The 19988-nt window shown below is 51.3% G+C and carries 20 protein-coding genes and 1 tRNA gene; 6 read left to right on the top strand and 15 right to left on the bottom strand.

Annotation, left to right across the window (positions count from 1 at the left end; translation table 11 throughout):
- From OGY71_RS08350 to OGY71_RS08315, 8 genes are all read right to left on the bottom strand, one after another.
- Positions 1-1668 carry an O-antigen ligase family protein gene (locus OGY71_RS08350; protein WP_286613098.1) on the bottom strand — a complete coding sequence of 556 codons (1668 nt, stop codon included), beginning with the start codon at positions 1666-1668 and terminating at the stop codon, positions 1-3.
- Between the two features lies 1 nt (position 1669).
- Entirely contained in the window at positions 1670-2212 is a 543-nt protein-coding gene (locus tag OGY71_RS08345; protein ID WP_003830815.1) for a fimbrial protein, read from the bottom strand.
- Positions 2213-2221: 9 nt separating this feature from the next.
- A complete protein-coding gene (locus tag OGY71_RS08340) occupies positions 2222-3286 on the bottom strand; it encodes a fimbrial protein (protein ID WP_003830813.1) in 1065 nt (354 codons plus the stop codon).
- Entirely contained in the window at positions 3283-3888 is a 606-nt protein-coding gene (locus OGY71_RS08335) for a fimbrial protein (protein WP_193135073.1), read from the bottom strand. Before OGY71_RS08335 ends, OGY71_RS08340 begins: the two co-directional genes overlap by 4 nt.
- Before the next feature lie 12 nt (positions 3889-3900).
- A complete protein-coding gene (locus tag OGY71_RS08330; protein WP_100247262.1) occupies positions 3901-4677 on the bottom strand; it encodes a fimbrial biogenesis chaperone in 777 nt (258 codons plus the stop codon).
- Between the two features lie 26 nt (positions 4678-4703).
- Positions 4704-7175 carry a fimbria/pilus outer membrane usher protein gene (locus OGY71_RS08325; RefSeq protein ID WP_126957790.1) on the bottom strand — a complete coding sequence of 824 codons (2472 nt, stop codon included), beginning with the start codon at positions 7173-7175 and terminating at the stop codon, positions 4704-4706.
- 41 nt (positions 7176-7216) lie between these two features.
- The gene (locus OGY71_RS08320; protein ID WP_003830809.1) at positions 7217-7765 is read right to left on the bottom strand and encodes a fimbrial protein; all 549 of its coding nucleotides are present in this window, start codon (positions 7763-7765) and stop codon (positions 7217-7219) included.
- Positions 7766-7834: 69 nt separating this feature from the next.
- On the bottom strand, positions 7835-8383 hold the full coding sequence (locus tag OGY71_RS08315; protein ID WP_003830808.1) for a fimbrial protein: 549 nt from the start codon (positions 8381-8383) through the stop codon (positions 7835-7837).
- 750 nt (positions 8384-9133) lie between these two features.
- Between OGY71_RS08315 and OGY71_RS08310 the strand changes: the two genes are divergently transcribed.
- Together OGY71_RS08310 and OGY71_RS08305 are read left to right on the top strand one after the other, a co-directional pair.
- Positions 9134-9817: a winged helix-turn-helix domain-containing protein gene (locus OGY71_RS08310; protein WP_223240930.1), complete on the top strand. Its 684-nt coding sequence runs from the start codon at positions 9134-9136 to the stop codon at positions 9815-9817.
- Position 9818: 1 nt separating this feature from the next.
- Positions 9819-10337: a FidL-like protein gene (locus OGY71_RS08305; protein ID WP_003830806.1), complete on the top strand. Its 519-nt coding sequence runs from the start codon at positions 9819-9821 to the stop codon at positions 10335-10337.
- A 157-nt stretch (positions 10338-10494) separates the two neighbouring features.
- Here OGY71_RS08305 and OGY71_RS08300 read toward each other — a convergent pair.
- Positions 10495-10571 (bottom strand) — tRNA-Asp (locus OGY71_RS08300).
- A 133-nt stretch (positions 10572-10704) separates the two neighbouring features.
- Positions 10705-11433 carry a DNA polymerase III subunit epsilon gene (dnaQ, locus tag OGY71_RS08295; RefSeq protein WP_095533177.1) on the bottom strand — a complete coding sequence of 243 codons (729 nt, stop codon included), beginning with the start codon at positions 11431-11433 and terminating at the stop codon, positions 10705-10707.
- A gap of 64 nt (positions 11434-11497) precedes the next feature.
- On the opposite strand from dnaQ, the gene rnhA reads away from it, so the two are divergent.
- Positions 11498-11965, top strand: coding sequence for a ribonuclease HI (rnhA, locus tag OGY71_RS08290; RefSeq protein WP_063941989.1), 468 nt, complete (start codon positions 11498-11500; stop codon positions 11963-11965).
- Here rnhA and OGY71_RS08285 read toward each other — a convergent pair.
- Complete coding sequence (locus OGY71_RS08285; protein WP_003830801.1) at positions 11962-12684, bottom strand: class I SAM-dependent methyltransferase; 723 nt, start codon at positions 12682-12684, stop codon at positions 11962-11964. The genes rnhA and OGY71_RS08285 overlap by 4 nt on opposite strands.
- Positions 12685-12717: 33 nt before the next feature.
- Between OGY71_RS08285 and gloB the strand changes: the two genes are divergently transcribed.
- A complete protein-coding gene (gene gloB, locus OGY71_RS08280) occupies positions 12718-13473 on the top strand; it encodes a hydroxyacylglutathione hydrolase (RefSeq protein ID WP_003830800.1) in 756 nt (251 codons plus the stop codon).
- Positions 13474-13544: 71 nt separating this feature from the next.
- Positions 13545-14903 carry a murein transglycosylase D gene (mltD, locus tag OGY71_RS08275; RefSeq protein ID WP_032934340.1) on the top strand — a complete coding sequence of 453 codons (1359 nt, stop codon included), beginning with the start codon at positions 13545-13547 and terminating at the stop codon, positions 14901-14903.
- 49 nt (positions 14904-14952) lie between these two features.
- Here the strand turns inward: mltD and OGY71_RS08270 are convergent, their stop codons facing one another.
- The 3 genes from OGY71_RS08270 to OGY71_RS08260 form a co-directional block, all read right to left on the bottom strand.
- On the bottom strand, positions 14953-15723 hold the full coding sequence (locus OGY71_RS08270; RefSeq protein WP_126319176.1) for a class I SAM-dependent methyltransferase: 771 nt from the start codon (positions 15721-15723) through the stop codon (positions 14953-14955).
- Between the two features lie 76 nt (positions 15724-15799).
- The gene (locus OGY71_RS08265; RefSeq protein ID WP_008783770.1) at positions 15800-16600 is read right to left on the bottom strand and encodes an endonuclease/exonuclease/phosphatase family protein; all 801 of its coding nucleotides are present in this window, start codon (positions 16598-16600) and stop codon (positions 15800-15802) included.
- Positions 16601-16731: 131 nt separating this feature from the next.
- Positions 16732-17907, bottom strand: a complete 1176-nt coding sequence (locus tag OGY71_RS08260) for an MFS transporter (RefSeq protein WP_126319178.1) — start codon at positions 17905-17907, stop codon at positions 16732-16734.
- A 104-nt stretch (positions 17908-18011) separates the two neighbouring features.
- Here OGY71_RS08260 and yafC point away from each other — a divergent pair, with 104 nt between their 5' ends.
- The gene (yafC, locus tag OGY71_RS08255) at positions 18012-18926 is read left to right on the top strand and encodes a DNA-binding transcriptional regulator YafC (protein ID WP_003830795.1); all 915 of its coding nucleotides are present in this window, start codon (positions 18012-18014) and stop codon (positions 18924-18926) included.
- A 21-nt stretch (positions 18927-18947) separates the two neighbouring features.
- Here yafC and dkgB read toward each other — a convergent pair whose 3' ends face one another.
- Positions 18948-19751 carry a 2,5-didehydrogluconate reductase DkgB gene (dkgB, locus tag OGY71_RS08250; RefSeq protein WP_003830794.1) on the bottom strand — a complete coding sequence of 268 codons (804 nt, stop codon included), beginning with the start codon at positions 19749-19751 and terminating at the stop codon, positions 18948-18950.
- Positions 19752-19988: the final 237 nt, after the last annotated feature.

The following is a 19988-nucleotide window of genomic DNA, read 5'->3' as shown; positions in this document are numbered from 1 at the left end:
TCATTCCATTATTTTATTAAAAGGACGTCGTGCATCCTGCAGCCACGGGATACGGCGATCGTTTGGGTATATCAGGCAAAAGCGCGTCGCCAAACGATGCGCCTCGACCAGGTCGCGCTGGTGCAACGCCAGTAAGATTTGCGTGAAGGAGACATTAGGGTCTGGGTGAACGCGCACATAATCAGGCGCCCAGCGGCGAACCGCTTCCAGCCAACGTGCGTCCCGGGTACGCTGATACCGTTGCAGATACCCCATCTGGACATCAAACCGATAGCGACTGGTAAGAAGCCAGCCTCCGACAGGGAGCGGTTCGGCAAGACGCCACTGCGTTGACTGCCTCTCCGCCAGCGTCAATTGCTGTTGCGTGTGCAGCGTGAGAAGCAGCAATGGCGCGACGGTCAGTAACGAGATAAACCCTGCCGCGCGAATCAGCGACGTTGACGTAAGCACCAGGCGTATTCCCGTTCGCGCGCTGTCTGCACATCGAAGCAACAGGATCAACAGCAGCCAGTGTGGCGTTGACTGCCTGACGGGGTATTCCGTCAACATATGAATAACCACCGGCAGTGCCGCCACCAGGCAGGCGCGACGCCAGCAATTACCGTGCAGCCAGAGCCAGAAACCACCCGCTATAAAACAGAGCGCCCCCGCAAGCCCAACCAGACCGCCCTCCACCAGCCACAGCACCAGTTCGTTGTGCGGATGCGAAATGCTGCCCAGCCCCAATGGCCCCGCGCGTTCGAGAAACACGGCAGCAAAACTGCCCACGCCCCACCCCATCCACGGGCGTTCGACAAATAATGCCAGCGACGTTTTCAACACCGTCCAGCGCACTTGAGAAGTCGTCAGATGATCGACCGTGACCACAGACAAAAAATGGCGGGCCGTGGCCCCTATCACCACGCCTAACGCCATCGGCAGTAGAAGCAGCAGTAGCGTGCGCCGTTGCGCCGGGAAAACCGCCAGCAGCAGCACTTCACCGACTACCAGAGACAAGTAGCCGGTTTGCGACTGAGATTCATGCAGTACAAATCCCATCATTACCAGGCCTATTCCAATGGCAATTCGATACCCGCGGTGCAGACGTAAAAAGAGCGGCGCTGACAGCAGCACACCGCATGCCGTGAAGCTGGCCATCAGGTTGACCTGCTGAAATATCCCGTAGGGTCGCGTACCGCGCCGCCAGGCAAACTCCCAGTAATCAACGCCCGGCAAATGCCAGTACTGATAGACAAACGCCAGACATTCAATCACGCACGCTCCCCATAGCAGAACCAGCAGTGCCGTCAGGGTGTTTGCCGTGAGCGGAATTTGTAATGTGACCAGATAGACGCTCATACCGCCCAGTAACGCCCCCGCCACCAGCAGTGCCTCGGCCTGCCAGACATCAGGCGTTAGCAGGCAAAGCAACGTCAGGATGAACGCCCCGACTGTAAAACCCGCAGCGGGCACAGTGATGCGCCAGCGTTGACGAGGCACCAGCATCAATACGCTTGCAGCCAGCACAACAGCGTAGATCCAGCTCGTAATATTAAGCGGCAACGACAGACCGCTGCCGCCGTTGTTCGGCCAGTAGAGATGCATGGCCCCACACCAAAAAAACAGACTAATACCGAGCAATAATTTCTGCGCAGGCAGCGGCGCAATGCGATTCAGTACGTTCATCATGCTACTGGTAGTTCAACGTCCAGGTCCCGCTGGCGCTGAACGGACCGTATTCGAGAGACTGATTTTTTATCGCCGATGGCTCCGCTGCGACCCACGCCAAGAAATTCAGCGTCATCGAACCTTCTGTTATTTCTTTGACTGACGTGCTCTCATCAAGGCGGATTGCCGTACCGTCCTCTTCGCTCATCCCAATCCCGATCCCTGACGCGCCGCCTTGTTCACTGCTATCCAGCGCCAGATGATCGGTCAGCTCCGCATCCTCACGACCGCTGAAGGTAACCGAGATCCCACGGAAAACCTCAGGGTTGCAGTCGCGTAACTGGATGCTGAATTTTTCCGGCTTACTGCGCCCCGAGAGATAGAGATCCTGTGTCGCGATTTGCTTGAAATCGACCTCGATTTTGTCGCCTCCCGGTGCAAGGCTGCAGGCCAGCGCTCTGATGGTGCCGTGAAAATACATGTCGCCGCCGACCAGTTTGGTGTCGGCCTGCGCCATGCCACCTAGCAGTAACATACTGGTCGCGAATAACGCCGAGAATCTCATGACATCCCCCTACTGAAACTGCGCGACAACGGTAGCAGAGGCTTCAAATTCACCTTCCTTCACGCTTCCCACGCCCGGCTTTGCCACCGGCGCAGCGGTGAGATTCCAGTCGCCCTGATTCTGGTAAAACCCCTTCACGTTGTAGAATTGATTAGGCACGACGGTGCCACCACTTTCGTCTTTAAGCATAATGCCGAGATCGTCGCGCTTTTGTCCGCCGCTCAGCGTGCCAAGGAGATTACCGTTAAACCCCGCCGTACCTGACGCCGTGGTCGTTTGTATACCAAGATTAATGTTCAGCGCGCCCTGATCGAAACTCCCGCCTTCACAGACCACATGTATAGGGACTGACTTGCTGTAGTTAGTGCCGTTGAGCCGGGCAGCGGATCCAGGCAGATCGCCAAACTCAATGCTGATTTTGTCTCCCCGGTTGAAGGTGCATTTGTCCGGGACGGTAATCAGCCCGGATTTAATCACCACGCGAGAAATCGCCGTGGTTGGCGTAGGTCCCGCGCTTCCCATGCGCCCGGCCACCTCCACCAGCGACTGGGAAGTGATATTGATGCCATTGATAATGGGTTTAGTGACAATAAACGTCACTTTCCCTTTTGAACCACTTTCAACGTTAGTCGCTCGCGTGTAGCCCTTACGCTTTTTACAGCTGTTGTTGCTGTTGCGATTTGAAACGTTGGTAAAAGGCGCCTGCACATATTTTTTATAGCCCCCGGCAACCCACACCTGAACTTCCACATCCAGATACTCGTTTAGCCGAAAACGGTTCGCCCCCTGATTTGAAGGCGGCATCGTGGTTGTGGTGGTGTAGTAAATTGGTGCTCGGGAGATGTCAGCCTGTTCGCAATAGAAATTCACCACATACCAGCCACCCAGATTCCATGGGAACGGCTCCGTTCTGCCACCCACGTGGTTTTTGCTCACATCCAGCGAGCTCAGTTCAATATCGTACTGATGCGGCGACCCACCTTCCGGCTCACCTTCTCCCTGTGTAAATGCCTGCCCGGCTATCGGACAGCCTGCCAGCACCACCCACAACAGCGTTTTACGTAATACGCTCATAGATACTCCAGCTTGAGTCTGACCAGACCGTTAAATTCTCCGGCGGTCACCTCTCTCCCAAAAGATTCCAGCGCGGCAAGAAAATGAATGGCGTTATCGCCCGGTTTGAGGATCCACATGCGTTGCGGTTGGTTCAGGTGGATCAACTGGTTGCGTTCGGTCAGTAGCCGAATGCCTGCACCACGCACATCGCCGCGAATGCGCCCCAAATCGCTGTTTTCCGGCGCGCCTTCAGCCATTAGGGTCATCGAAACGCCACGTTCCACCGTGCTATGCGCCAGCTCCGGCATCTCACTGGTCTGCCCGGGGAAATCCCTTAAGGTATGACCGGAGCCCTTTAAACAGCCGTTCAGATACAGCGTGACCAATACCGGATCGCTGCGATCGCCGCCCTGGCGAAAACGGCTGGCGGAAATATCACCAAGATCGATAGTCTGATCGTGGGAGGCCATATCCAGCACGCACGGCGAAACGAACACTCGCCCATGAAAGCGGACGTTGCCATACTCGCCGGACACATTGCTCATATCCTGGCGACCGCTTGTGGCCTGAACCGAGCAGGCCATGCCCGCCATCAGCAGAGCGCAAAGCATCTTTTTCATTTACGAATCCTGTTACCGGGGCTGTTGCTCCATCGGCAATGCTTTACACACATTGCCTGTGCAGCTGAATTTCAATTCGGGATGACCGCCAAAATCGTTCACATACATCATGCTGAACTGGCTAACGCTGCCGTCGGCCACGCTGAAATCGAGAGAGGACTTTGGTGAAACCATAATCCCAGGGAAGTCAGTCAGCCGGTCGCCGCCCTGCGCTTCAGGCTTGCGGCTTAAGCCGATTAAGGTAACGAAGTACGGCGTAGGGTTATCCACACTCCAGCGCTGCCCCTGCTTATGAAAGACCAGTTGGTTTTGCCACACGGCGCCCGGTGTTTCCGGCACGATGGCGGTCGGACGGTAGAACAGTTTGATGCGTGACTGCATCGCCAGTTGCAGCACGTTCGGCTTATCCGGCTTGGGCGGAATTTCACGCACATTCAGGTAGAACAGACTTTCGCGATCCTGCGGCAGAGCGTTAATACCGCTGGTTTTTGTCACACGCGCAATGCCCTTTTGCCCGCCGTTAATCCGCTGCAGCGGCGGTAAAACCATCAACGGCGAGGTAATTTTTGTTCCATTGGCGTCTTCCACCCACGACTGAGCCAGAAACGGAATGCTTGGACTGGTGTTGGTTAAGTTCGCGCTGACAGATCGCGCATCACCGGTGATGATCAGACGGGTACGGTCAAGTGCAATGCCCGCCCATGAGGCGTTGATCTCTGCAATAAAAAGCAGACCGCAGACCACGGGTTTGAGCCAACGCTGCACGGAGTAAAATGCTTGATTTTTCATGACAAAATTCATTCAGGTTATTGATATTATTCACAAGGCAACAGCACGTTACCTTCCGGGTTGATTTGTTGAGGCACCTGTAAGTGACACTGCGCGCGACCGCCCCAGGCAACAGAAAGACGCTCGGCTGGATTCACACCCGCAATCCAGGCCATGCCGTTTTCCATCACCATGGCGACGCTAACACCGTTGGCGTTAAACACTTCGGCACCAAACGGCGGTACCGAACCATCTTTCAGGCGCAGCAGCGCCATCATTTTTTGCCCCTGCGCCACGGCGAAGCGCTGATAACCAATCGCGCCTTCCGTCAGGGTGTTGGTGACAATGGCTTTGGTCGCGGAAATGTCCTCGTCCATTGCGTCCACATCGATACGGGTATCAAAGCTGTGATAGCTGACGACGTCCGGTACGACGGCAATACCGAAGCGGTTTGAGTGCGCCTGTTCGCCGTTCAGCGGTACATTCGCCACACCGTCGGTATCAACCATCACCCTGGCGGTATTCATCGACGCCTGGCTGTTGTGTAGCGCCGCGCCATGACGCGTTGCGGTAAAGCCGCCGCGCATCGTGCCACCAACGGAGAAATAGCGTGATTGCTGCCAGCTGACGTTAGATTCCAGTTCCGCCATCATGCTGCGATGCTTGTAGTAGCCATCAAACGCGGTGTGCCCTTCACCGGAAACCCCTGCGCGCAGTCGCCATGGATTGTTACGGTCGCGGTTATCGGAATACGAAACCATCTGACTGGTCTGGCTGCCGCTGTTTTGCACTTCATAATCCATTGAGCGGCCATCGCTCCATGGCACCGAAATGGACAGCGAAAGGCTGTCGTCCCGTTTGCCCTGATACTCAGAGCGGTAAGCAGCAAGGTTAGCGCTGATCCCCTGAATGCCTGCGAACGAAAAGCTGTGCCCCATCGACACCCCGTAACGATCCTGAGAGCCACGATCCCAGTAATTCTGGTGGGTATAGGTCAGGTACAGCGTGGTCGCTAATTGCGGGTCGTCGGCAAAAAAGGTCTTGTTACCGGTGATGGTGTACATCTCTTTTTCGTTACCGGCGCTGTTGTTATTTTCATACTGCTCGTCGAGGAACTGCGAGAAGGTGCGGAAGTTACGCTGTGAAAAACGGTAACCGGCAAAGGTGATGGCGCTGTTGTATTCATCAAAGGTTTTGGCATAGCTGAGCTTAAAGGACATCCCTTTTTGTTCAGCCTGATGCTTCACCCGGCTCACGGATTGCGTCGCGTCAGCCGACAGCGCGCCCAACCAGCTCAAATCCCGCCCAATCCCCATCGACCAGGCGTTATAGCGATCGCCAGTGAGCAACGCGCCACCGTACAGTGACCACGCATTGCTGACCCCCCATGAAAAATCACCGCTATAAAATGCAGGTCCCTGGACGTCGTGGTTATAACGCGATGGCTTACCGACAGCGGCGTTGTAACGAACATAGCCCGGGCGCGTCAGGTAAGGGATATCGGCCGTATTGACCTGAAAGGTTTGTACGCTGCCATCCTGCTCTTCGACGCGAACATCCAGCGTGCCGCGTACCGAGCCATGTAGATCCTGAATATTAAATGGCCCCGCTGGAACAGTGGTTTGATAGATAACACGCCCCTGCTGACTGACGGTGACCTTCGCATTACTGCGGGCGATGCCGTGCACTTCGGGCGCGTAGCCCTGCAAATTCGGTGGTAGCATGCGCTCGTCGCTGGCGAGGTTAGCCCCCGTAAATCGCACTGAATCAAACACCTGGGAATTCAGATATATTTCACCGACCGTCAGTTTTGCAGCCTGCATCGGTAACGGGCGATAGGCATAGATCTGATCCCAGTCGATACGCCCACGATTTTCATCCGAAGCATAATTGGCCTGATACTGGCCACGAAAGCGCCACGCGCCAAGGTTAAAGCCCGTCTGTCCATAACCAGACAGTGAGCGGTAATGATCGCCACCTTGTTCGTAATGTGTGGCCTGGCCCGAAACGCTGTAGTCGAAAATCAGTCCCGCGACGCCGTTATCCCAGCGCTCCGGCGGCGTCCAGTCTGGATCGGTATATTTCATCCATGCCTGTGGCACGGTAATGTCCAGTACGCCTGCGCTATTATTCAGCACCACACCCGGCAGGCGGGAAATGTCATAGCAGGTCGCGCTAATCGGATGAATATAGGTCAGCGCCTCTTCTTTGAGCGCCAGTAATTCGAGCTGTTGCGGCGTCAGGCACGCCATGGATTTATGCGCGTTGGCAGGATCAACGATATAACGGATCGACTGCTGAGGGAGCTCCTGGCTGTTAATACGAACATCCAGTAGATATTCTCCGGGAGTCACAAAGTTGCCTTCGGAAAAACGCTGTAAATCGACATTTTGTCTGTCACTGGCATCCAGGACGTCAGTATTAAATTCAATAGACTCATCCGCTTCAGCCCATGAAGAGGCACAGACCAGAGCAATTAAAAGCGCCAGACGTTTTTTATCTGTTTTCAGCGTGATCATTTTCGTTCGCAAACCTTCAGATACCCGAATTGCTGTGCAGCTCAGAGATAATTCACAACAAAATGCGTGACTGCAGTAAATTCACCAGACGTCATTCTTCCGTCGCGGGAGATCAAATAAGCCGTAAAATTGAGCGTGTTTTTCCCTGGGTTAAGCGCATAATCCGGTGATGGCTCACCCAAATGAATTTGCTTGCCTCTGCCGTCATATATTTCTATCGCTAAATTTTCAGTTTCCGATTGCACGCTCAGATAATCAGGATTGTCACTATCCGGTGCGCCGGAAAAGGTAATATTGGCGCGTTGGAACAGATTCCCGGGGTGTTGAGAATCCCCTAATGAACATCCCAGCAAATGAATGCTGAAATCATGCGCAGATACTTTTTCAGGTTTTCCGGAAATATCTCTGGCTGAGAGGTCATCAAATTCAACCAGCAGCGACCGGTCGTGTGGATCGACATAACAGGCAGCCTCAATAATATTTCCCCGCATGCGCATTTTGCCGGGCGTACTGACAAGACGATGGGTGTCAGCCAAAACCCATGCAGGCGATATGAAGATAAAAAGCAGTAAAATACGCCATCCAGGCATCACCGCATTTCCTTTCAGTTATTCGCAGGAAGGGTTAAGCAGGCGCATAATTGCGCCCGCAGCAGATCGTTACTGATAATCGATCTGGAAATTAACGGTAGATTCGAAGTCACCCGGGGTTACTGCTGCGGATGCGTTGTTGGCCTGCAGATAAGCAACGAAATCAATGTCGGTTTCGCCATCGGTAATGTTGACCTGAGATGCGGCTTCGCCCCATTTCACGTCCTGGTTACCACTGTCAATCATACCGATGCCCGCGCCCTTTGCTGTACCCGAGGTAAATGCAGCCAGCGCATTGTTGTCGGTATCAATCGTTGCCGGGGTGTAGGTTACTGTGGCGGTTTTCGCAACAGTTGTATCGCAGCCCTGCAGAACGATTTTGGCATGCTTAACACCAGCACGTTGGTTGTCTTTTAACTGAGAAGTTGGGATCTCACCAAAATTAACCTGCACCGGGCTGGATTCTGGGGCCAGACCGCATGCGGAATTAACCAGAGAACCAGTGAAGTGAATTTTACCGTTAGTCGGTTCAACATTTTTTGCAGCGAAAGCAGAAGATGCAGTAAAAGTCATTCCCGCCATCAGCGCACAAGCCACAGCCACGTTTTTCATTTTCATATTACTACTTAACCTTATATCTGTTTTTTGGTTATTCCGACGATCTATTTCCACAGACAATTTATGCAAGGGAAACCCTGATCTGCAGGTGGCGGAAGTGCATTTCCTTGCAAACAATCCATCTCAAGCCACCCCGTATTTTGAACTTCATTAGTATTCCATCAGAAATACCGTCCACAGTTGTTTACGCTGTTTCGGGGCTTATATTAAGTCGACGAAAAAATGACACAATGCAAAAATCCGGTATTAATCAAACTCAGGGAATCGTGTTGTAACACTGTCTGTAGAGCGATCGTTTACCTAAAAAATAGCCAAAAAACACGCCAATACCAGTGTTAATGTCTATCATTTATAGTTTTTATAGAGTTTTTATCTATCAACTATTTTTTTATTTAGCCAGAAGAACAGGCAAAATGTATTTATGAATGTTTTGTAAAAATGAAATTGGGCATCAAAATCGAGTAATGACAATAAGATAGTGAAAGAGAGGAAGGAGATTGGAGGATTCTATTAGATATATTAAGAGATTGTTATATAAATATTAATAAAGTAATCTATGGTACAATCATTTTTTATAAATGAATTATGTTATGCTATTGCTTCCCCCACTCGAATGCGAGATATCCTGCTTTAAAGGAGACATCAGTGATTTCTCATATACCAATAAACAAAATTAAATCCGTAATTATTGGTGATGGCTTAGTTTTCAGACCACATAAAAATACCCTAAAAGACCTGGCATCTGGTGAAATGGCCACATTGAATAATGTGGCAACACAATTACTGCTCTATCTGTTGCAAAATGGTAAAGAGATATCCTCGCGCGATGAAATTCTGCAGAATGTTTTCCAGCATAATGGCGCCAGAGCGACGGATGCTAATCTCAATCAGCACATTTCATTTCTGCGCAAAGCAATAACGTCTACGGGCCATCCTGCAGAACTGATCGTCACTATTCCGCGAATAGGATTTCGGATGAGCGACGCCAGTATCAATATTCAGCAACTGGAGGAATCGCAAGCGCCCACCAGAATAGTCAATGTTGCATTGACGCCCAGGGAAAAGAAACGAAACCTGTGGCCTGTCACGATAACAACGTTAATTACCGGCATCGCCGTGCTGGCGACAGCGTGGTTAACATGGATACCCAATGAAATCGCGATGACGGACGCGGCGATCCTGCGGACTATCGACTACGAGCAATGCCGTGTGCATATATTAGGAAACGCCCTCACCGACACCATAACCGAAAAAAAAGCGCTGGATATTTTCAAGTCCGTGGGTATTAACCCCAACTGTTCGTACCCAAAAGATCTGTATCTCAATACCTGGGCGAGCAACCATAATCTGGTTGAGTGGTCGTTTGCCGCTGAATGCGGGCTAAACCTCGGCTATTACCATTGCATCAGCCAGTATCGCCATCATGAGGAATGATATGAAGCAGGAAAGCGATCACTCTCCTTTACTATGGTCAGTCGTGATTGCCATTTTTGGGCTAGCGGCTATCGCTTTTTTTATTATCGCCGGGAATGCGAAAAAACAAGAAATCAGTTTTTCCTGCTCCTCGGAATTCACGTCGATACTCGACATCCAGAATACAAAAAAGGAACTCCACGGAATAATGCTGATAACCAGCTACAACTCCGGACACCTTTCATTGTCAGTCCAAGGGAAACTCAAAAGTGACGACGGCGAGTTCGCTGTTAATAGAAAACTGTTCTTTCGCTATGCCCGTCCACTCGGCCATACCGCAGGCGTTTTTATGCTCACTCCCGATGGTCGGGAAAAATCCCCCGATGATGATGCAACGGACGCTGTCGACTATCTCTTCTTCGACGCTTACGAACGTGCCGACAAGCTGTATATGCTAAAGCACCTGAATGAGGAAACGGTTCTTATTGGCGATAACTTTTCACCCCGCTTCGCCTGCGTGATGAATCACTTCGCGAGTTAATCGCCTTCTGGATATGCGTCGGGTTAAGGATGACCTGATGTGTTGCCCACCCGAAAGCTCGGGCGCGGTCGATAAAGCGTGATAATGAGATTATTATTTTTTGGCGGGCTAAAACGACGAAAGCCTGAATCATTTCTGATTCAGGCTTTCTGAATAGTGGCGGAATGGACGGGACTCGAACCCGCGACCCCCTGCGTGACAGGCAGGTATTCTAACCAACTGAACTACCACTCCGCGTTGTGTTCCGCTTGGGAACGAAGCGAATATTACGGATTGCCTCGCGCCTCGTCAACGCTTTTTCTCACGTTTTTAATCGTTTGCTGCAAAAATCACCCGAATGGCCATTTTCATACGGTAAACGTACAAACTATGCCCGCCAGAGGCAACTTCCGCCTTTCTTCTGCACCAGGTCAAGGCGTGACTCATGGGCCGCTAACTCTTCATCAGTGGCGAAAACAACGCGTAGTTTACTGGACTGTCGCACAATACGCTGGATCCCCGTGTCATTCTGCTGCTGGCTGTCGCCTTCCATTGAGAACGCCATCGTGGTCTGCCCGCCGGTCATCATCAGATAAACGTCGGCCAGAATCTGGGCATCGAGCAATGCGCCGTGCAGAGTTCGTTTACTGTTGTCTATCTCATAGCGCGAGCATAACGCATCAAGGCTGTTTCGCTTGCCAGGAAACATTTTCCTCGCCAGCGCCAGGCTATCGGTTATTTTGCAAAATTCATTCGTCTTCGGAATATCACGCTTGAGCTTCGCGAATTCGTAATCCATAAAGCCGATATCGAACGATGCGTTATGAATGACCAGCTCCGCGCCGCGAATGTAGTCGAGAAACTCGTCGGCTACATCGGCAAACGTAGGTTTATCGAGCAGGAATTCGTCTGCGATTCCATGTACGCCGAACGCTTCCGGGTCCACCAGCCGGTCCGGCTTCAGGTAAACATGGAAGTTATTGCCGGTCAGGCGGCGGTTCACCACTTCAACCGCACCGATCTCAATGATCTTGTGGCCTTCATAGTGGGCGCCAATCTGGTTCATACCGGTAGTTTCGGTATCGAGGACGATCTGTCGTGTAATTCCAGTGCTCATAACGGTCATTTATGTCAGACTTATCGTTTGATTTCGATTTGCTAAAACAGGAAGTCTACCAGAGATGCTTAAACAGGTAGAAATTTTCACCGATGGTTCTTGCCTGGGAAATCCAGGGCCTGGTGGTTATGGGGCGATTTTACGCTATCGTGGGCGCGAAAAAACCTTTAGCGAGGGCTACAACCTCACCACTAATAATCGCATGGAGCTGATGGCGGCAATCGTTGCGCTGGAAGCCCTGAAAGAACAGTGTGAAGTGATACTCAGCACGGACAGCCAATATGTGCGCCAGGGCATTACGCAGTGGATTCACAACTGGAAGAAGCGCGGCTGGAAAACAGCAGATAAAAAACCGGTAAAGAACGTCGATCTGTGGAAACGTCTCGATGCCGCGCTGGGGCCGCATCAAATCAAATGGGAATGGGTTAAAGGCCATGCGGGCCATCCGGAAAACGAACGCTGCGATGAGCTTGCGCGCACCGCGGCCATGAGCCCGACTCAGGATGATATTGGGTATCAGGCTGAGGCTTAAGCGTCCGGTTTACGGTATTGCCGGGTCGCGCCAACGGCATGACGGATAGGCGTTTTGCTTTTATTTTGTTTCATCGGGTTGAGCGTAAGCGGAATGGTTCGCTTGCGCGCAACCACCAGCTGTAAACAGCCCAGCGCGGGGATATGGGCGCTTAACATTTTCCCGCCCTTCTTGTTCCAGGGCAGAACATGAAAACGACTATAGTGCAGCACTTCAAAATTCAGTAATGATAGCCAGTCCAGTTGACGCATGAGGGTAAACATCCGACTGTTATAGGGCGATGTCTTGCGCAATACGGGTATCAGTTTACGCAATCCCATCAAGCTTACCGGGTTAAAGCCGCTCAGAATCAACCAGCCGTCATCAATCAACACGCGATCGGCTTCACGCAGTAGGCGATGCGGATCAGAGCACCACGGTAACGTATGGGCCAATAAACAGACATCCACGGACTTATCGGCAAAGGGAAGATGCAAAGGATCGGCCGTCACCTGCATGGGAGCTCCCTGCAAAGAAACATTTACCTGATGAGAAACCGCGCACGCTTCAGAATCGATTTCTGCGCTTAAATTACCAACCTTAAGCAGATGAAAACCGTACATTTTTGCAAACCACGGGTTAAGCTGATGCTCCAGCGCCTCACGATAGTGTTCGCCCCAGGGCAAATCATCCCAGCTAACGGGCGCTACGACAGTTTGAGGGATCCTTGCCGGTTTCATCACAACCTTCCGTTACGCATTGAGAGGTAATATATGAATCTTAACAGTATTCCTGCATTTCAGGACAATTACATCTGGGTCCTGTCAAATAATGACCAGCATTGTCTGATTGTGGACCCGGGTGAGGCGGCTCCTGTTTTGAAAGCCATTGCAGAGCATAACTGGGTGCCGGAAGCCATCCTGCTAACCCACCATCATCAGGATCACGTGGGCGGTGTGAAAGAACTCCTGCAACATTACCCACAAATAGTGGTATACGGACCGGCTGAAACGCAAGATAAGGGAACGACACACATAGTCGAAGATGGCGATATTGCACTCGTTTTGGGGCATGAATTTAGGGTAATTGCTACTCCGGGTCACACTTTAGGACATATCTGTTACTTTAGCCATCCTTACTTATTTTGTGGTGACACGCTCTTTTCTGGCGGTTGTGGTCGACTTTTCGAAGGCACAGCAACTCAAATGTATCAATCACTTAAAAAAATAAACGAACTTCCTGACGATACATTAATTTGTTGTGCACATGAGTACACATTAGCAAACATGAAGTTTGCCTTAAGCATTCTCCCGCACGATTCGTTCATAAATGAATATTATCGTAAAGTTAATGAGTTACGCGTAAAAAAACAAATGACACTACCCGTAATTCTGAAAAATGAGCGGCGAAATAATCTTTTTTTGAGAACAGAAGATATTGATTTAATTAATGAAATAAACAAAGAAACAATATTGCAACAACCTGAAGAGCGTTTTGCCTGGTTAAGGTCAAAGAAAGATACGTTCTGACAATTCCGGGTTGCCTTTTGAAAACTTCGCCGTTATGATCGGTCGTCTTTTAAGCAACTATTGACACACACATGAAGGCAAAAGCGATATTACTCGCCTCTGTCCTGCTTGTTGGGTGCCAGAATACTGGTAACGTCCAACAACACGCACAGAGCCTTTCTGCAGCTGGTCAAGGGGAAGCAGGAAAGTTTACAAGTCAGGCGCGATGGATGGACGACGGAACATCTATCGCTGCTGATCAAGATTTGTGGGCTTTCATTGGTGACGAGCTAAAGATGGGAATTCCGGAAAACAACCGGATTCGCGAACAAAAACAGAAGTATTTACGTAATAAGAGCTATCTCCACGATGTAACTTTACGGGCAGAGCCGTATATGTACTGGATAGCCGGGCAGGTTAAGAAACGTAACATGCCAATGGAACTGGTACTACTACCCATAGTGGAGAGCGCTTTTGATCCTCACGCAACGTCTGGCGCCAATGCCGCAGGTATTTGGCAGATCATTCCGAGCACGGGGCGCAATTATGGTTTAAAACAGACCCGCAATTATGATGCACGTCGCGACGTTGTGGCTTCCACCACCGCCGCACTGGACATGATGCAGCGTCTGAACAAGATGTTTGATGGCGACTGGCTGCTGACCGTTGCTGCTTATAATAGCGGTGAAGGTCGTGTCATGAAGGCAATCAAAACGAACAAAGCACGTGGAAAATCCACTGACTTCTGGTCGTTACCATTGCCTCAGGAAACAAAGCAGTATGTGCCCAAAATGCTGGCATTGAGCGATATACTCAAAAACAGCAAACGCTATGGCGTGCGTCTGCCAACAACAGACGAAAGCCGCGCGTTGGCACGTGTTCGCCTGAGTAGCCCGGTTGAGATGGCTCAGGTTGCCGATATGGCGGGTATTTCCGTCAGCAAGCTGAAGACTTTCAATGCAGGTGTGAAAGGCTCCACGTTGGGTGCCAGCGGCCCGCAATATGTGATGGTGCCAAAGAAGCATGCAGAGAAGCTGCGTGAATCTCTGGCTTCAGGCGAAATTGCAGCCGTGCAGTCAACGCTGGTCGCGGATAACACGCCGCTGAACAGTCGTAGCTACAAAGTTCGCTCTGGCGATACGCTTTCTGGCGTCGCTTCACGTCTTGGCGTGAGCACCAATGACCTTAAGCAGTGGAATAATCTGCGCGGGTCATCCCTGAAAGTGGGTCAAAACCTGACGGTGGGTGCGGGTACCAGCGCGCAGCGTCTGGCGAACAACAGCGATAGCATCACCTATCGTGTGCGTAAAGGCGACTCGTTGTCGAGCATTGCCAAACGTCACGGGGTTAACATCAAAGATGTCATGCGCTGGAACAGCGATACGGACAATCTACAGCCAGGCGATCAGCTCACGTTGTTTGTGAAAAACAACGGCATGCCGGATTCCTGATAGGATTGTAGAAATGAAGGCACTGGATTCCCCCCAGTGCCTTTTTTATTTATCCCGCTTTATGTGCCTCAACCATTATCGTGTCGCTGGTAAACGAGCCATCTTCCTGTAACGCAAAGTAGGCTTTCACGTCTGCAGAAGCACTTTGTTGGTATGCACGAATCGCGTCGCTCAACGCCGCGGGCGTGCGCATCCTCGCGACCCACGAACTGAACTCCAGTGGCAGGCGATCGGTTAACAAAGTATCGGCAATCAAATTGGCATCGTTGATTAACGACAGCCACTCTCCACTGGAATAGTTACGAACGTGCGAGGTATCGCGTAACGCCTCCACGGTTTGCAACCAGATATCACGTACTGGGTGGCCTGGCGACATCACATCCATCACAATCAATACACCACCGGGCTTCAGAACGCGGTTCACTTCCCGCAGCGCGCGTCCGACATCATGCCAGTGGTGCGCAGAATAGCGGCTAATTACCACGTCAAATTCGCTATCTTCAAATGGCAGACTTTCGGCATAACCCTGGCGTGTGGCGACATTCTCCAGGCCTCTGTCTTTTGCCGCCTCAGCGACTACCTCAAGCATCTGCGACGATAAATCATAAGCCACAACCTGCTTTACGTGTTGCGCGGCTACAAAGCTGGCATGCCCCGCTCCACATCCCATATCCAACACACGGGCCTGCGGAAATGCCGATAACCTTTCCCTCAGACGCTGCAAGTCACGGCCAGAGGCGTGCACCGCACTGGTTAAATAGGCATTAGCCTGAGAGCCAAACTGTTTTTCGACGTTGTCATGGTGAGAGCGTGTTGTCATTGTGTTGTCCTTCGGTTGTTGTGAAATAGGAAGGGCAACCATCACAGGCCTGCCCTACGGCAGACCTGACACACCGTTATTGTTCAGGTTTGCCGGGACTGAATTCAACGAGTAGCGGGTTGTGATCGGATGCACGGGTGACCAGCACAGAGGCTTCACTCACGTTCAGACCACGATAGAACACAAAATCGAGAGGGCGACCAAACGCGCGTCGGCGCTGATCGTCAGTAAAACGTACCTGGCGCAGCGACATTTCACGCGCAAAGCGGTATAGCGCATTCATCCGTCGACGGCTCCAGGCATTGAAATCGCCAGCCATAATAACCGGACCGCTGTGATGAGCAATCTGATCGCCAATGGGAAGTAACTGCTTACTATAAACATCGACACCGAGGCTAAAGTTAACCGCGTGGATATTCACCACCATTAATAATCGAGAGTCAGGCAGCGGATACACCGTTACCAGAGCCGATTTCGCCAGCCGTAAAATAGGCTCACGCTCGCGCAATGGACAACAGTAAACAGGATGAGCAGCAGAGAGCGTCATGACGCCAGAGGGATGCTGAGGCAGCACAAAGGCAGGAACCTGATCGGCAGCAAGATAGTTAGCGGTCGCAAACTGCACCAGTTCTGGCGTGGTTTGCGCTTCCTGTAATAATACCAGATGCGCATCTTTGCCAAAATTCTTCAGCACCGACTGCCATTCTGCGCGCTGCTGTTTAAAAATATTCCATACCAGCACGCGAATGCGGTCTTCACTGCTTAACGGAACGCCTGCGGGTAATGCCTGGCCAATATGCGCAAACGACCCCGGCGGTAAAATCCGCTCGGCGGGTTGTCCGGCAACATAACGCATGGCATAGGTGTTTTTTCGCACTTTAGACTTTCAAACCTCTGTAACGTCAACCAGTCCGCAGCCGGACTGGTTCTTCTGTTATAGGGATTTTAGCACTCACTTTCAACGAACAATTGCAGTTTGTTTTGTAAGTGGGCGCTTACATCAATGATTTACCCCAGAGCAACACGCACGGGTTTATCAAGACGACCGCTGACCCCCATCAGCAGGAAAGCTACCAGAACAATGAGGGCGCCAATCCACGGCGTCTGAGCTAAACCATAATGCTCGACCGTTTGCCCGCCAATCACTGACCCCAGTGCAATCCCAATGTTAAACGCCGCAATGTTTAACCCTGACGCCACATCTACAGCATTAGGCGTAAATTGCTCAGCTTTCTGTACCACGTAGACCTGCAATCCCGGTACGTTACCAAAGGCAAAGATCCCCATCACCAGAATGGTAGCCAGCGCGGCGTACTGCGTAGAGGCCGTCAGTTGGAAGACCATCAGCAGAACAAACAGCGCGGCGAAAATGAATTTCAACGCAGGAACCGCACCATGTTTATCCGCCAGCTTACCGCCCCAGATATTACCGATAGCCACTGAAACACCGTAACCCAATAAGATCCAGCTTACTGCTGCCGGGGAGAATCCCGCCAGATCCTGCATCATCGGTGCCAGGAAGGTGAATGCCGTGAATACACCGCCGTAGCCCAGTGCCGTAACGGCGTAAATCAGCAGCAGACGGGGATGAGTCAGCACCTTCATCTGGTCGCGAATGCTGGCGGCTGCGCGACCGGGAATGTTGGCGGGGATCAACAACTGGCTACTGATCAGTGCAATCACGCCTAACATTGATACCGCGAGGAAAGTCTCACGCCAGCCAAAGTGCTGACCGATAAATGTTCCCAGCGGCACGCCGGTGACCAGCGCCACCGTTAAGCCACCAAACATAATGGCAATGGCGGAAGCCGCTTTCTCTTTTGGCACCAGACTTGTCGCGATGGTAGAACCAATCGAGAAGAATACGCCATGTGCCAGCCCAGTCAGCAGACGAGCAACAATGAGTGTCATATACCCGGGTGCCTGCCATGCGAGCAAATTCCCCGCTGTAAACAGAACCATCAGCGCAACCAGTAACTGTTTACGTGGAAGGCGTCCGGTCAAAGCGGTCAGTACCGGTGCGCCAATTGCCACCCCCAGCGCATAGATTGAAACCAGCATCCCAGCGGAAGGTAACGAGATCGCCAGCTGTTGAGCGATGGTTGGCACCAGGCCAACAATCACAAACTCAGTAGTGCCTATAGCGAAGGCACTTATTGTTAGTGCAAATAAAGCGAGAGGCATAAATAACTCCGTAACATCAGTAATCAGATGACACGCAGTATGCCAGGATGTTTTAATGACAAAAATATTCAAAATCTCAATATAATTTTGCGTCAGGTGCAAAAATGAAAGCAACCTCTGAAGAACTTGCGATTTTTGTGGCGGTAGTGGAAAGTGGCAGCTTTAGCCGGGCGGCAGAACAGCTTGGACAAGCCAATTCCGCGGTCAGCCGGGCAGTAAAAAAGCTGGAGATGAAACTGGGCGTCAGTTTGCTTAATCGCACGACCCGACAGCTAAGCCTGACCGAAGAAGGAGAGCGCTACTTCAGGCGGGTGCAGCAGATACTGCAAGAGATGGCTGCAGCAGAAACGGAAATCATGGAGTCGCGTAATACTCCGCGCGGCCTGCTGCGCATCGACGCAGCAACACCGGTGATGTTGCATTTCCTGATGCCGCTAATCAAGCCGTTCCGGGAGCGGTATCCCGAGATGACGCTGTCTCTCGTCTCCTCAGAAACGTTCATCAATCTTATTGAACGAAAAGTGGATGTTGCTATACGAGCGGGTACACTGACTGACTCGAGTCTACGTGCGCGTCCGTTATTTACCAGCTATCGTAAGATTATTGCCTCACCGGACTACATTGCCCGTTTTGGCAAGCCAGAGAGTGTCGAGGAGTTAAACCAGCACCTGTGTCTGGGGTTTTCCGAACCGGTTTCACTCAATACCTGGCCGATTGCCTGTATCGACGGACAGCTGCATGAGGTCGAGTGCGGAATTTCTTCCAACAGTGGAGAAACGCTAAAACAGCTTTGCCTGAATGGCAACGGCATCGCATGTCTTTCAGATTATATGATAGATAAAGAGATCGCGCGGGGAGAACTGGTGGAGTTATTGGCAGATAAACGTCTGCCGGTAGAGATGCCTTTTAGCGCAGTTTATTACAGCGATCGTGCCGTCAGTACGCGCATTCGGGCATTTATCGACTTTTTAAGTGAATATATAAGAACAGCTCCCGAAGGAGCTGTGAAAGAGGGTTAAAGGGTACAGAGGGTCAGGCAATTAATCCCAATCAGGGGCCAGGCCTTCCGGGCTGACCAGACGATCGTTGCAGTCCAGTGCCGCGATCGCTTTTTTATCTTCGGCATCCAGATGCAGTTCCAACGCCAGCAGGTTGCTTGCCAGGTTTTCACGTTTGGTAGAAGAAGGAATTACGGAGTAACCTTCCCCCATTGCCCATGCCAGAATAACCTGCGCCGGGGTCGCGTTATGTTTAGCGGCAATGTGCGCAATCACTTCATCTTTCAGCGCTTTACCGTAAGCCAGCGTCATGTAAGAGGTGATGTGGATACCGTGTGCTTTCGCCCAGTCAACCACCTTACGGCTCTGCAGATACGGAGACAGCTCAATCTGATTGGTCGCAATGTTCTCTGCACCTACTGCGGCAATGGCTTTTTCCATCAGCGGAATGGTGAAGTTTGAGATACCAATTTCGCGAGTCAGCCCCTGCTGTTTTGCTTCGAGCAGCGCCTGCATGAATTCCTCAACAGATACCGCATCACCTGGAGATGGCCAGTGGATCAGCGTCAGATCGACATAATCTGTACGCAGCTTCTTCAGGCTTTCTTTCAGACTTGGGATCAGTTTTTCTTTGCTGAGATTTTCAATCCAAATCTTGGTGGTGATATACAGCTCGTTACGCGGTACGCCGCTTTCGGCAATCGCCTGACCAACAGCCGCTTCATTATCATAGATTTGCGCAGTGTCGACAGCACGGTAGCCTAGCTCAAGCGCCGTTTTAACAGAAGCGATAACCACGTCGTCTTTCAGGCGGAAAGTACCTAAACCGAATGCAGGGATAGTCATAGAATTCCTCTTTTTAATCACTATGTTCGTTAACTGAGAGGATTATGAGCTTCAGCTCTTTATAGAAAAAGAGTGAAAAATGCAGAGGATTTTTGCGGATTCAGCAATAATTAAATTGCAGACAAAGAAAAAGCCCTGAGCGTTAGCTCAGGGCTCTTAATAAGTGGCGGAACGGACGGGACTCGAACCCGCGACCCCCTGCGTGACAGGCAGGTATTCTAACCAACTGAACTACCG

It is taken from the genome of Citrobacter sp. Cpo109 (assembly GCF_030332565.1).
GTDB classification, from domain to species: Bacteria; Pseudomonadota; Gammaproteobacteria; order Enterobacterales; family Enterobacteriaceae; genus Citrobacter; species Citrobacter portucalensis.
Note: the sequence above shows the minus strand (reverse complement) of the source record. Positions and strands in the feature narration are given on the sequence as shown.